Source organism: Vibrio sp. RW, assembly GCF_027587105.1.
In the GTDB taxonomy this organism is placed as follows: Bacteria; Pseudomonadota; Gammaproteobacteria; order Enterobacterales; family Vibrionaceae; genus Vibrio; species Vibrio toranzoniae.
Window position 1 is genome coordinate 51,233 of sequence record NZ_JAPPTM010000014.1, and the last position, 13,700, is coordinate 64,932.

Annotated in this window: 10 protein-coding genes and 1 tRNA gene; 5 read left to right on the plus strand and 6 right to left on the minus strand. The window is 44.7% G+C overall.

What is annotated here, in order from left to right:
- Positions 1 to 11: 11 nt before the first annotated feature.
- On the minus strand, positions 12 to 1,016 hold the full coding sequence (gene yejK / locus OCT63_RS13650; protein WP_017056483.1) for a nucleoid-associated protein YejK: 1,005 nt from the start codon (positions 1,014 to 1,016) through the stop codon (positions 12 to 14).
- Between the two features lie 84 nt (positions 1,017 to 1,100).
- On the opposite strand from yejK, the gene OCT63_RS13655 reads away from it, so the two are divergent.
- The 3 genes from OCT63_RS13655 (at position 1,101) to OCT63_RS13665 (ending at position 3,388) form a co-directional block, all read left to right on the plus strand.
- Complete coding sequence (locus OCT63_RS13655) at positions 1,101 to 1,328, plus strand: YejL family protein (protein WP_017056482.1); 228 nt, start codon at positions 1,101 to 1,103, stop codon at positions 1,326 to 1,328.
- Between the two features lie 28 nt (positions 1,329 to 1,356).
- Positions 1,357 to 3,159, plus strand: a complete 1,803-nt coding sequence (locus tag OCT63_RS13660) for a DUF3413 domain-containing protein (RefSeq protein WP_269983881.1) — start codon at positions 1,357 to 1,359, stop codon at positions 3,157 to 3,159.
- Positions 3,160 to 3,297: 138 nt separating this feature from the next.
- Positions 3,298 to 3,388: transfer RNA gene (locus OCT63_RS13665), tRNA-Ser, on the plus strand.
- Between the two features lie 77 nt (positions 3,389 to 3,465).
- Here the strand turns inward: OCT63_RS13665 and OCT63_RS13670 are convergent.
- Entirely contained in the window at positions 3,466 to 5,592 is a 2,127-nt protein-coding gene (locus OCT63_RS13670; protein WP_269983882.1) for a methyl-accepting chemotaxis protein, read from the minus strand.
- 194 nt (positions 5,593 to 5,786) lie between these two features.
- Positions 5,787 to 6,707 carry a histone deacetylase family protein gene (locus OCT63_RS13675; RefSeq protein ID WP_269983883.1) on the minus strand — a complete coding sequence of 307 codons (921 nt, stop codon included), beginning with the start codon at positions 6,705 to 6,707 and terminating at the stop codon, positions 5,787 to 5,789.
- Between the two features lie 261 nt (positions 6,708 to 6,968).
- Here OCT63_RS13675 and OCT63_RS13680 point away from each other — a divergent pair, with 261 nt between their 5' ends.
- Together OCT63_RS13680 and OCT63_RS13685 are read left to right on the plus strand one after the other, a co-directional pair.
- Positions 6,969 to 7,655: an SDR family oxidoreductase gene (locus OCT63_RS13680; RefSeq protein ID WP_269983884.1), complete on the plus strand. Its 687-nt coding sequence runs from the start codon at positions 6,969 to 6,971 to the stop codon at positions 7,653 to 7,655.
- 7 nt (positions 7,656 to 7,662) lie between these two features.
- Positions 7,663 to 8,664 carry a DUF3080 domain-containing protein gene (locus tag OCT63_RS13685; protein WP_269983885.1) on the plus strand — a complete coding sequence of 334 codons (1,002 nt, stop codon included), beginning with the start codon at positions 7,663 to 7,665 and terminating at the stop codon, positions 8,662 to 8,664.
- Positions 8,665 to 8,682: 18 nt separating this feature from the next.
- On the opposite strand, the gene OCT63_RS13690 is transcribed toward OCT63_RS13685, so the two are convergent.
- The 3 genes from OCT63_RS13690 to OCT63_RS13700 all read right to left on the minus strand — a co-directional run bounded on the left by OCT63_RS13690 (position 8,683) and on the right by OCT63_RS13700 (position 13,574).
- Positions 8,683 to 10,695, minus strand: coding sequence for a DNA topoisomerase III (locus OCT63_RS13690; protein WP_269983886.1), 2,013 nt, complete (start codon positions 10,693 to 10,695; stop codon positions 8,683 to 8,685).
- Between the two features lie 114 nt (positions 10,696 to 10,809).
- Entirely contained in the window at positions 10,810 to 11,358 is a 549-nt protein-coding gene (locus OCT63_RS13695; RefSeq protein ID WP_017056475.1) for an NAD(P)H nitroreductase, read from the minus strand.
- A 206-nt stretch (positions 11,359 to 11,564) separates the two neighbouring features.
- Complete coding sequence (locus tag OCT63_RS13700) at positions 11,565 to 13,574, minus strand: NADPH-dependent 2,4-dienoyl-CoA reductase (protein WP_269983905.1); 2,010 nt, start codon at positions 13,572 to 13,574, stop codon at positions 11,565 to 11,567.
- Between the last annotated feature and the right edge of the window lie 126 nt (positions 13,575 to 13,700).

Below are 13,700 nucleotides of genomic sequence, written 5' to 3' on the forward strand. Positions count from 1 at the left end.
ATGAACAGGTGTTATGACTTGTTACGAGTCAATTGATCACGCAAGTTCGGGGGTGTACCTTTAATCGTTAGTGTATCTGTCTCCGGATCGTAAAAAACACGTTCACCAAGAAGCAGACTATCAAAACTAACATTCAAACCACCACCCGCACCAACAAATTTTGTTAGTTTACGCATAGTTGCGCGATCTGCAGGAAAGCTATCTTCTAACTCGTAGCCTTGTTCACTAGTATAGTCAAAGAAGCTAGTGCCATCAGTGCTTGCTGGTAATTCGCCAGACAGCTCACGAACTTGAACCTCATCACCGGCTTTTAGCTGTTCATTGCAGTAATCCGCCACCTGCTTTTTATAGCTAATCGCTTCTTCTTTCTCTAATTTAGAATCAGACACAAAATCTTCTACCGCTTGCATCAGTACCTGGTTTTGCTGCTTAGCATCTAAGCCCACTTCGGCTTGAAGGAAGTCGAGGAAGAAATCGGCAACTTTTCGCCCAACACGCCCCTTAATATAAGTAAGGTAACGGTTCGATTCTTTATCTGTATCGTATGTAGAAAGATCAAGACGCGCGACGATGTCCATCTTTGAAATGTCAAGGTAGTCAGTCGCGCTAATGTCTAGCCCTTCCGTTACTTTCAGACTTTGATTCGAAGGCAACAAACCAATAAAAAGATAGTCCGTTGCCAGTGATTGGTATTCGGCTAACACCAAAGTACCTTCGTCAGCAAAAGGGTATTTTGAAAGTTCATCTTTTAGACGTAGCGCACTTTTCTGAGAAAAATCATAGAAACTTTGCTCTCCCGCCCGAAATTCATGCAACGACTGCTGGAATTCGCTGTCGGATTTGAAAGAACCAAACCCTTTGCCTGCTTTTGAGTTGAACACTCGATGAAGTTCAGCAACTAGGCTTTCAGATGAAGCATCGTTTTCTAGAGATTCAGCACGATAGTTAACAATCAGCTCTTCCTGATCGTTCTTGCTTAGTTGATGTAAAATTACGTTGGAAAGGTGAAGGCTCATAGTGAAAATATTACCGTTCAGGTTTCAGTTGTTGTGCATAGTAGGTTATCATAAGCCGCTTTTACTATCATTATTAGAGTCCTTATGCCGATTACATCTAAATACACAGATGATCAAGTTGAAAAAATCCTAGCTGAAGTAGGTGCTGTGTTATCTAAGCACAAAGCTTCACCAGAACTTTCACTGATGATCGCTGGAAATATCGCAACCAATGTCTTAAATCAGAACGTTGCTGCTTCACAGCGCAAAGGAATTGCTGAAAAATTTGCCGAAGCTTTGATTTCTTCTCTTGAAGATAAAAAGTCTCACTAAGTTTGATTGACGGATAAAAGAATTATAAATGGTAGACAGCGCAAACTCATATAGCGATCGCGTATCTCGACTGGTTGGTTGGGGTCACTGGTTTGCATTTTTCAACATCATTGCTGCGATGTTGATCGGTACTCGTTATATTACTCAATCTGCTTGGCCAGAAACCCTATTGGGTCAATTTTATTTGGCTGCATCATGGGTTGGTCATTTTGGCTTTTTAGTCTTCGCGCTCTATCTATTAGTGCTGTTTCCGCTCACTTTTGTTCTTCCGTCGAGGAAGTTATTACGTTTGGTTGCCGTTTGCTTCGCGACCATAGGTTTAACTGTCCTGCTAATTGATACCCAAACGTATCAAAATATAAACCTCCACCTGACACCTGTCGTGTGGGAGGTTTTATTTAGTGGAGAGGAGTCTGCATTCACTTCTGATTTGCAACACCTCTTCATTGTTATGCCACTTATCTTCTTATTACAGCTAGGTCTGTCTGAATGGGTTTGGCGTAAACAGCGTAAACTATCTCACAAGCACATCGGCCGACCAATTGCGGCAGTTTTCTTTTTATGTTTCATCAGCAGTCACCTCACTTATATGTGGGCTGATGCCTTTTTCTATAACCCGATAACAAGCCAAAAAGCCAACTTCCCACTGTCTTACCCAATGACAGCGAAAAGCTTTATGGAAAAACATGGTCTGTTAGATCGTGAAGAGTACCTACAGCGCTTGGAAGAGAACAAAGAAAGCGTAAATTTAGTTAGCTATCCGCTAGAAAAAATTCAATACAACCGTCGCAGTGATGACCTAAACATCCTGATGGTAAGTGTAAACAACCTTCGCTCTGATGCATTAAACGCAACAGCAATGCCGAATAGCTACACCTTTTCTCAACAAGCAATCAACTTCACAAATCATTACAGCTCAAGTAACGATATGTTTGGTATTTTTGGCTTGTTTTACGGCCTGCCAAGTAGTTATTCAAGCAGCATCAAAGCACAAGGCTCAAGCGCCGTGCTATTAGATGTGTTAGAGCATCATAATTATAAATTTTCTGCGTTCAGTGGTGATAACTTTGAAGATCCACTGTATTCAGAAATTATTTTCCGTGGTCGTGAAGTGGCGCCAGAGCAAGCGACTCTCAATGATCAGAGTGCTATTCAAGCATGGTCTGATTGGGTTCAGTCACCAAAAACCAAAGGTCCTTGGTTCAACTTTATTGAGCTGACTACACTTGATAACTTTTCGAACTACGATTTAAATTCTGATTCTGGGTTAAGCACTGAAGAACGCTTTGCTGCTGACTACAAAAAATCAGCACAAGCAGCTGACAAGCAGTTGTCTACTATTTATGCTGAACTAGAACGTTTAGAGCTTAGCGATAATACTGTGGTTATCATTACCTCAAATCACGGTACAGAATTTAATGAGACTAAAACTAATAGCTGGGGTGCAAACTCTAACTATAGTCGTTACCAACTACAGGTTCCTCTGTTTATCAGCTGGCCGGGGAAGTCACCATCTGAGTACACTCATCGCTCGAGTCATCTGGACGTGTCTGTCACGCTAATGCAAGAATTACTGGGAGTATCTTCGAACCCCACCGATTTCAGCAGCGGTCGCAATCTGTTTGATGAACGTAATAGAAAATGGATTTTAGCTGGCGACTCTCGTGAGCTAGCTCTAATCACAGACAAGCAAACAACGGTGTTAGATAAATTTGGTAACTACAAGTTATACGACCAAAACTATAACCGCCTAAAAGATACCAGCCCTCGCTTACCTGTATTGATGCAAGGCCTTACTGAGCTACAGCGTTTCTACACAAAAAATGATTAAATGATCGTCAATTATAAAAGGGAAGCCAGTCGCTTCCTTTTTTTATAACCATGAACGATTAGAAAATAAGCAACCAAACAAAATTATGAAAATTAAGGGTTTACAAGTTCCTCTACCCCTTATATTATTCACGCCACTGGAGGGATGGCTGAGTGGTCGAAAGCACCGGTCTTGAAAACCGGCAACCGTTAATAGCGGTTCTAGGGTTCAAATCCCTATCCCTCCACCACATTAAAGAAAGCCGCTGAGAAATCAGCGGCTTTTTTGTATCTGAAGTTTACGTGTCGGACTTACACAGCCTTTTCACTACGCCACCTTTCGGCTCACTTCAAAGCGGCCTATCAGTTGGTCTAAGCGGCCCAATGCATTACCCATTAACGAGACTCGGCGTGCGAGTTGTTTCGTCGACAGTTGTAGGTCAGAGATAGAACGTTGGGCTTTGTCTGCCGTTTGTCCATTTTTCTGACTGTTCTCATCTAGGTTTGACATGGTCGTAAAGAGATCGGCCACTGCTGCTTGAATTTGCTCACTGCGGGCGTTCGAGTCGACAGTTAAATTACCTTTACTCACGTTCTCAACACCTCGCTCCATAGACTCCACTGCGCTGCGAGACTTGGTATGCAGCTCTTTCATTAGGTCACTAATATGGTTGGCAGCTTGTGAAGTACGGTCAGCCAGAGTTCTCACTTCAGAGGCAACCACAGAAAACCCTCTTCCATGTTCACCTGCTCTTGCAGACTCTATGGCCGCGTTCAATGCCAAAAGGTTAGTCTGCGCAGTAATGTCGGTAATGATGTCTATAATGTCAGACACTTTGGTCATTTCATTATTCACCTCATTTACGCTGTGGGCTGAGCTTTCTACAATATTCCGAACAACCTCCATGCCTTCAACCGACTGATTGTATTCCTTCTCCGCATTGAGAACGGCTTGCTTCATTACTGTATCCATTTGCGTAGCCGAAACGGTCGCATGAGTGATTTCACTCTGCTGATACTGACTCAGATCCAACATATTACTCAGCGCCTGTGAGGCATCATCACTGGTTTTCTTCATCACAACACTGCGACGAAACATCGATTCCGAGACTTCCCTAACTTCGTGGCTCGCATGAATCAAGTCACTCACCGTACTATCTAAGTTATCGATGAAGCTGTTAGTCCATCGCCCCAAATTACCAAGTTCATTATGACTGAATGTGGTTGGGTCGAGTCTCCGACTTAAATTGCCATCACCTTCGGCTAAAGTTTGCATCACCCCGGTCATTTCATGAACCTTATTTGCTAGTGGTTTAGCACTCACTAGACGAAATAAACCGAGAGCAAGAAGCGCGCAAGCGAACATGACACCGCCGTGCAGAAGAGGAGTTAACTTATAAAAGTTAGCAAGCAGCAATGGAACAGACAAAGGCAGTAACATGCAGCCGATAAAATGTTTAGATAAGGTGTAACTGAGACTGCGGTCTCTATAGACCTCTTCTAAGTCGGATTCACACATCATACCAAAGGTGTCTGGTGAACCGTCCAGTTGAAAAGTAATACCTTTACCGATAACCGGTATGTGGCGATAGTCGGAATACCCCGGATAACCGATAAACAGATTACTGCCATTTTTGATGGTTTCTCTGACGCCGGGATGAAGTTGATTCGTGGCAGGATCCGTAAAACGTATCTCAAATTCAGTGTGATGTTGGATCTTAACCGTTCCCCAATCAGTATGAATCCCTTGTTTTAAGTTCTCGCCATGTGAAAAGGTATTATCTTCAAAGCGGGAGCGAGAGAGCGCAACACCTGGTTGAATTTGAGGGTCATGAATAGAGTCGACCATAAAGATATAGTTATCACCCGACTCACTATAAATATGCCCCGCTTCTCTCTGAATAATGTCACCAATGACATCATTTGGAACACGACCACATAAAAACTGCTGTGTCCCTTCGTCCCGAGAAAAGGGGACATAAAACATCAGCGTGACTTGATCATGAAACGATGAACTCGATGCCCCTACATTCAACGTGCGTGGGTCCATATACGGCCCGTGTAGATAACGCTTCGATGCCCCTTCGACTAAAGCCTTCTTATCTGCGAGAGTAGCTCCGATATGGTCGTGATAACTCGATGCTTGCGCAACGCCTTTCGAATCGACAATCGCCAACTCAGAAAAGTCCGTGCTGCGCTTAAGAAGACTCGACAATGTACCTTCAGCTTGCTCTTCTGTTCTACTTGCTAAATAAACGGCAGAGTCTTCTAAAAAGCCCCATTGGTTCTTCACCCAATGATGAAGAAGTTGAACCCGAGTATGAGCGATACTTTCAAATGTTTGCTCAAGCTCTTCTGTCCTACTTCGATTTAGAAAACAGGCTCTACGCATTGCCAGTTTCCCTGTTGCGCCAAACCACTTAAGCCAACTGCGTTCCTTGTCCGTCAGGTTCATTTACATCCCTTGTGTTTTTATATTCACATGGGTAAAGCAATTTACAGACCAGAATTAATCACACGAATACGTAACTAATTAATAAAAAAGTACTTTCTTCGTATCAAAATGGTGCAAGTCGTGTCTTTTTTGGTGCAATAGATGCTTCTTCTTTATCACCTTTTTAATGAGATTTCAGTGGTTAATTTGAGAAGCTAATCGTAAACATGATGAGCCGCTTTCAATAATTGCATGTGAATCGGCATCAAATCTTCATGCTGTGTTCGATAGCCTCCCCCAACGACACACGCCATCGGAATGGATTCTGATTTCGCTAGGCCAATCATCAAGCAGTCACGTTCAAAGATCCCTTGTGTAGACACATTCAAATAGCCCAGTTCATCGTCTTGATGGATATCGATACCCGCATCATAAATGATGAGGTCAGGTTGGTGATGGGCAATCGCAAGCTTGGTGACTTGCTCGAAACAACGCAAAAATTCTTCATCTTCGGTTTCGCGACTTAGTGGCACATCTAAATCCGATAATGGCTTTCGAGCTGGAAAATTTTTATCACAGTGAAAAGAAAGAGTAACAATCTCATCGCAGTCTTGGCAGAGTGTCGCTGTGCCGTCACCGTGGTGTACGTCACTATCAACGATCAGCACCTTATCTACGTGCTCAAAGGTCAAGGCGTGCTTTGCTGCTAACACCAAATCGTTCAACAAACAAAAGCCGCTTCCAAAATCTCGGTGCGCATGATGATAGCCACCGCTGAGATGAATCGCTAAACCACTCTCGATGGCCATTTCTGCAGCCAAGCAGGTTCCACCACTTGAATAGAGTGTTCTTTCTATAAGCTGTTCGCTCCACGGAAAGCCGATACGTCTCATTTTTGCTGCAGGCAAATTTCCAGAAACCAGCAAATCGACATATTCACCATCGTGCACCTGCTTTACTTGTTCTACCGAAACAGGCATTGGCTGAAACATTTCGAATGCATTACCCCATTTTGGATCGCTGTCCATGTGGTGCTTCACCGCACTGTGCAACAGTTGGTATTTATGGATTGGATAACGATGCCCTTCTGGTAAAGGTAATTGCGAATAGATTGGGTGGTAAATTAAAGGAATCATAATCAAGTTAATTGAGTATCTTTCTTAAAATCATAACAGCCTCAGACTTGGCGACAACCTTAATTAATGATAACAATTATCATTATCTACAATGCATTTCAGAGGCAACAATGAAAAACGTAATACTCATCCTTGGGGTGATCTGCGGCTCGATGGCTGCAGTAATGATTTTTGTAGGAATGCTAATGGCCAGTTGGTGGACCGTTGATTTTCTCGTGTTAAGCCATCAAACTTAACTAATTGAACTGAAAAGGAATCACCATGAGCGTTATTTTTATTACTGGAGCGAATCGCGGCATTGGCTTAAGTTTGACTCAACAATACTTGAAAGGTAATCACAAGGTGTACGCAACTTACCGTGACGCCTCTTCAGCAAAAGAACTGCTCTCACTCTCAGACCACAACAGTAACCTAACCTGCATTCAGTCAGAAATAACCGATTACCAAGCGGTGAGCCAGCTTCCTTCTCAAATTCCGTCGATTGATATCTTGATTAACAATGCTGGCTACTATGGGCCAAAGGGTTACGGACTGGGTAATACCGATGTTGAAGAGTGGCGACGTGTTTTTGAAGTCAACACGATTGCACCATTGAAGCTTGTCGAAACCCTATTACCTGTTTTAGAAAACAGTGACGTGAAAAAGGTCGCTTGCTTGTCTTCTCGAGTGGGCAGCATGACAGAGAACACCTCCGGCGGCGGCTACATCTATCGTTCCTCTAAAGCGGCTCTTAACTCCGTTGTGAAGAGTTTAAGCAACGACCTAACCGATAACGGCTTTACAGTGTTAGCACTGCATCCAGGTTGGGTACAGACCGAAATGGGTGGGCCAAATGCTCTAATCGATACAGACACTTCGACATCTGGCCTTATCAAAGTCATCGAATCTGCCAATACCGAAGTAAGTGGTCACTTCTTCAATTTCGATGGCACCGATATAGATTGGTAGGCTCCCCATGAATCCTCGCCTTCTTTCAAATTTACTGCGGCGTTCACCACTGGTTCTGTTAACCGTGGTGCTCGGTGGGTGTTTTGAGGAAGGCCCTGGAGACTTATTTGACGACTATCAAACTAAAATAGCCAGAGTACAAGACGCTGATGAGATCAAAGAGAGCTGGGAGTTTGCAAGCCTACCGAGAAAGCGAGAGCTGTTATTGGATGTACCTTCGCTCTCTATCGGGCTCATCGACAGCTACCAGCTTCGCCAATGTGGATTGTTCAACCTGATTGCTGAGAAGAATTCAGTGCTCGGAAAAGTCGTGGACGAGTTCCGAAATTATGATTATCAAGTCGCCCTACTAGAAGGTGTCGGTCAATGTTTAGCTAATAACGAGTTAGACCCAGAGATCGTAGAATTACTAAAAGAAATTGAGCAACAGAAACTGGCACAGTTTCCACTACATCAATGGAATCTCATCTATGCCAGTGATGCTATGCAGTCGCAAATGCGGGGGAGTCAGTGGTTACGTGCTGATATTGGCGATCAAGTGAGACAGACAAGTGACGCCCTAAAACATATCAATCAGGCGTTAAACACGTCGCTCGTTTCGGGCAAAACCATTGAGGTGCAAGAAGTTCTGGAGAAGAGTTCTACGCTTGGAGATTTGTACTACTCACTCGCTCGTGCTTCAGTTGAGCTCGATACCATCACCAAACAACTCACAACTTTTGATGCCAATATCATCTGCGGGAAACAACGAGACACTACTAAGTTTCGTTATCTCAACAATGTGTTCGAACAGCAGTATATTGGCAAGGTTCAGCCTTACATGGCGCAACTGGATAGCTACTATCAGCAATTAGCATCGCAGCTTGTTATGTTTGATGCTCAGCCAGAACTTCACAGCTACTACTTTCCCATCCAAGATACGCACCAAGCCTTTCGATTATCCACTCGCCGCCATGTGGATTACTGGCAGCGGTTGTTTAAGCGCTGCGGACGCAAGGTTGGACGTTAATCCCGATACCGACAACTATCAGCTTTTAGTGCCCTTTTTAGCGGAAGTGCCTTTCTTAGTATACGAGCCATTCTTAGCATACGAACCGTTCTTGGCATAAGACTTCTTCGCACCACCACCTTTACGACGTTTAAACGCTGGTCTCTCGACTTTAGGAAGGTGGCGGAGTGATTCAGGAACCTCTCCCGTTTTCACTTTACCCATAAGACCATCAATCTTGCTTTCTAGCGCTTGCATAAAAGGTTGATACGCTTGATTTCGTTCTGCCATGCCTTGCAACTGGTGCTCCCAGTGTGCCGTCATGTCTGGGAAGGTCGAATCCTCAGGTAAGGCATGAATCAAGCCTCTGCCTGCAGGACTACTATGAATACTCTTTCCTTGACGCGTGAGCAGCTGCCTTTTAAAGAGAGTATCGAGAATACCCGCACGAGTCGCCTCTGTTCCAAGACCGTCTGTCTCTTTCAATATGGCTTTCAGGTCTTTGTTCGCGACAAAACGCGCGATACCTGTCATCGCTTGAAGCAATGTCGCTTCTGTAAAGTGTTTTGGTGGCTCGGTTTTCTTATCGCCAATCACACCTTCACGACAGGTCAACACAGTCCCTTTATCGAGCGGTGGAACCGTATCAGTGCCATCACCTTTCTCTTCGGTGTCGGTTTTACCCATCAACACTTTCCAACCGGGATTGATAAGCTGACGCCCTTTTGCGATAAACACACCACCAGCAATATCAAAGACTAACTTGGCATCGGCAAAAATGGCCGGTGGATAAAACTGCATCAGATACTGACGAGCGATTTGCTGATAGATTTTCATCTCATTAGCAGACAAGCCATTCACCGATGATTTCTTCGGAGTTGGGATTATCGCGTGGTGAGCATCGACCTTGCTGTCGTTCCATGCTTTGGATTTAAGAGAAAGGTCCGCGCCTTGAGCCCCACTTTGCAGCTCTTTTGCATTGTTAGCGATAGCATCCACGATCGACTCTCGCTGAGAATAGTGTTCTTTAGGGAGATAGCGGCTATCAGAACGCGGGTAAGTGATGAGCTTGTGTTTTTCGTACAAAGACTGACAAGTGTCTAATACCTGCTGAGCACTCATGCCAAAACGTTTAGACGCATCAATCTGCAACGCAGACAACGAATAAGGAAGCGGCGCAGCTTGTTTGCTTTGCTTCTGCTCTGATTCCGTCACGGTTGCAGGTTGATTCGCAATTCGCTGAGCGACATTTTCAACCAACTTTCGATTGAGCACTCGGCCTTCTTCGTCTTGCCACGGCTTACATGCTTCGCTTGGTTTCCAACGCGCTCGAATATCAAAGCTCTGGCCGTTGTTTTGATAAGGAATCAAGGCATGCAGAGTGACATAATCTTTAGGAATGAAGTTTTCGATCTCTTCATCACGTCTCACCACTAAGCCAAGTACTGGAGTCTGTACTCGACCCACCGACAAGACCCCTTGGTAACCGGCCTTTTGGCCAAGTAAGGTATAGGCGCGAGTCATGTTCATTCCATACAACCAATCAGCTCTAGAGCGTGCTAAAGCCGAAATAGACAGTGGAATAAAATCACGGTTGCTGCGCATTTGAGAGAGCGCTCGCTTTACCGCTGGCAAGTTCAAGTCACTAATCAGCAGCCTGTCCATCGACTCTTTCTTGGCCTTGGACACCTTGCAGTAGTCAATCACTTCATCAACCAGCAGCTGCCCTTCTCTATCCGGGTCGCCAGCGTGAACAATTTGTGTCGCGTCCTTCAATAGCTTTCGGATCACCGTAAGCTGTTTGCTTGAAGTCTTACGCGGTCTTAATTGCCACTGCTCTGGCACGATAGGAAGATCGGCCAAGTTCCATTTTTTATAGCGGTCGTCATAAGCATCCGGCTCAACCTGCTCCAATAAGTGTCCAATACACCAAGTCACCACATCCCCATTACCACATTTGATAAAACCTTGGTCTTTCTTCTGTGGATTCGGTAGAGCGGCGGCGATCGCGCGGCCTAGGCTTGGTTTTTCAGCAATAATAAGGCGAGACATGTTTTTCCAGATACTACAAACAATTAGGGCCACATTATCTAATGTGGCCCCTAGAAATCAAGGAAAACTGGTTGTTTATACAGTTAGCATTCCACTATTCAGCTTCAATGTTCTTTATAAGAACTCGACGAACTTTGAGAATTCACGCTCTGGCACTTTCATTGGCGTACAACCCGGAGTACCCAAATATAAGAAACCAACAATTTCGTCATCGCCTTCTAGGCCAAATGCTTGGCGAACTTCTGGATGGAACATCCATTTCCCTGAGCGCCAAAAACCTTGAAAACCTTGTGCGACTGCGGCCATTTGCATGGCTTGCGCAGCACAGCCAGCAGACAGGTGTTGTTCGATCGCGGGCACTTTCTCGTGCTCAGTCACTTTAGCAATCACGGTGATCACCATTGGAGCTCGGAACGGCGCTTTCTTAACTTTCTCGATCACCGCTTCTTCGCTTTCATCCGCTTCAGCAGCACGAACCAAGATATCAGAAAGCTTCTGTAGCCCTGAACCTTGCGCGATAACAAAGCGCCAAGGTGTTAGTGCACCGTGGTCTGGAGCACGCAGCCCTGCTTTGATGATGTTTTCTAACGCGACACCTTCAGGTGCCGGATCAGAGAGTTTTGCGATTGAGCGTCTGTTGAGCAATAGATCCAAAGCATCCATTTGAAGTCCTTACTAATTTTTATTGTTTGTATAGTTGAACTTTAGCACAGAATACAAACGATAATAAATCTCAACGACTGTCTCTTTAACCTAGATTAGAAACAATAAAGGCTCCTAAATCTATGACTTAGGAGCCTTGTTCAAAATCTAGCTCAGTAAATTAAGTAACAATATCTACCGATAAAATTACCGTTTGATAGCTGATTCTATAACTTAATAGCTAGCTCAACACCTTGACGAATCGCGCGTACGGCATCCAGCTCTCCGGCATAATCGGCACCGCCTATCACGTGCAGTTTGTCACCAAACTCTTGCCACATACCTTCAAATGGTCGAACCGACACTTGGCCTGCACACACAACAACGGAATCGGCATCCAACACTTGGTCTTTTTTACCAACGCTGATATGCAGACCTTGGTCATCAATTTTATTGTAGCTCACGCCGCCAAGTAGGTTCACACCTCGTTTTTCTAGCGTACGTTTGTGAATCCAGCCCGTCGTTTTACCCGGGCCTTTACCAACACGACCTTCTTTACGCTGCATTACCCACACCGTTTTATCGCTGAACGAATCAGGGTAAGGATAAAGCCCACCAGGGTGTTCCATGTTCTTATCGATGCCCCACTCATGCAGCCAGTCATCCAAGCTATGTGAAGTCGGCTCTGTCAGCATAGTTGCCACATCAATACCGATACCACCAGCACCAACAATTGCGACCTTTTTTCCTACTGGTGTCTTATCACGAATCAAGGTTTGGTAATCAACCACGTTTTCTTGATCAATGCCTTCAATATCGAGCTTTCTTGGTTCGACACCTGCCGCCATAACAACTTCATCGTACTTCAACAACATCTCGAACGTCGCTTCGGTATCCAGTTTTAAATTGACGCCTGACGCATCGATTTGGTTGGCAAAGTAACGAATGGTTTCTCTGAACTCTTCTTTACCTGGGATCTGCATTGCCAATCTAAACTGGCCGCCAATGCGGTCATTTTTCTCAATCAAGTCAACCTTGTGTCCACGCTGCGCTAACGTTGTCGCACAAGCTAAACCTGCAGGGCCTGCGCCGACTACCGCAATGGTCTTAGTCGCTTGCGCTGGTTGAACAACCATTTCGGTTTCATAACACGCGCGTGGGTTAACCAAACAGCTCGCGCGTTTGCCTTTAAACACGTTATCTAAACAAGCTTGGTTACATCCGATACAGGTATTGATGAACTGAGCTTGGTCTTGAGCTGCTTTGTTGACGAAATCAGGGTCAGCCAAGAACGGACGAGCCATAGACACCATATCAGCCTGCCCTGATCTAAGAATACGTTCTGCTTCTTCTGGTGTATTAATTCGGTTACATGTCACGACAGGGATAGACACATAAGGCTTAACCTTTTCCGTCACCCAAGAGAAAGCACCACGCGGTACCTGAGTCGCAATCGTAGGAATACGAGCTTCATGCCAACCGATACCCGTGTTGATAATGGTAACGCCAGCTTCTTCTAGCTTTTGAGCCAGTAGAACAACATCTTCAAAGGTGCTGCCTTGCTCAACCAAATCCAGCATCGACAGTCGGAAAATAATAATAAAGTCATCACCCACGGCTTCGCGAATCGATTTAACGATCTCCAGTGGGAAACGCATACGCTTCTCATAAGAACCGCCCCATTCGTCGTAACGCATGTTGGTACGTTTACAGATGAATTGGTTAATTAAGTAACCTTCAGAGCCCATAATTTCAATGCCGTCGTAACCAGCGACTTGAGCGAGCTCAGCACTGTTCGCAAAGGCATCAATAGTTTTCCTAATTTGACGAGGGCTCATCTCACTTGGAGCGAACTTAGCGATTGGCGCTTTGATGCCCGAAGCACTTTGCGCGAATGGATGCATGGCATAGCGACCAGCATGTAATAACTGAAGCGCAATTTTACCACCATGTTTGTGTACGGCTTCGGTAACAACTTGATGCGCTTTTGCGTGTTTAACCTTGCTGAATTCAGCACTAAATGGGGTCAATCTGCCACGTAAATTAGGAGAGAAACCACCGGTAACAATAAGACCAACGCCCCCTTTTGCTCGCTCTTCATAAAACGCGGCGAGTTTGTGTAGGCCTTCTTTATTTTCTTCTAAACCTGTGTGCATTGATCCCATCAATACACGGTTACGTAACTGAGTAAATCCAAGATCGAGTGGTTCAAGTAAATGTGGGTACATGGCAGACATCACTTCTATTATTTTATCCTTGTGGTCTGACCACACTATAGTTCAATCATCAAAAGTTCAAACAACCGTTTACATTTTTGTAACACCGATCATAGTGCTTTGAATTTTCATGCTTCAAAAGCCAAC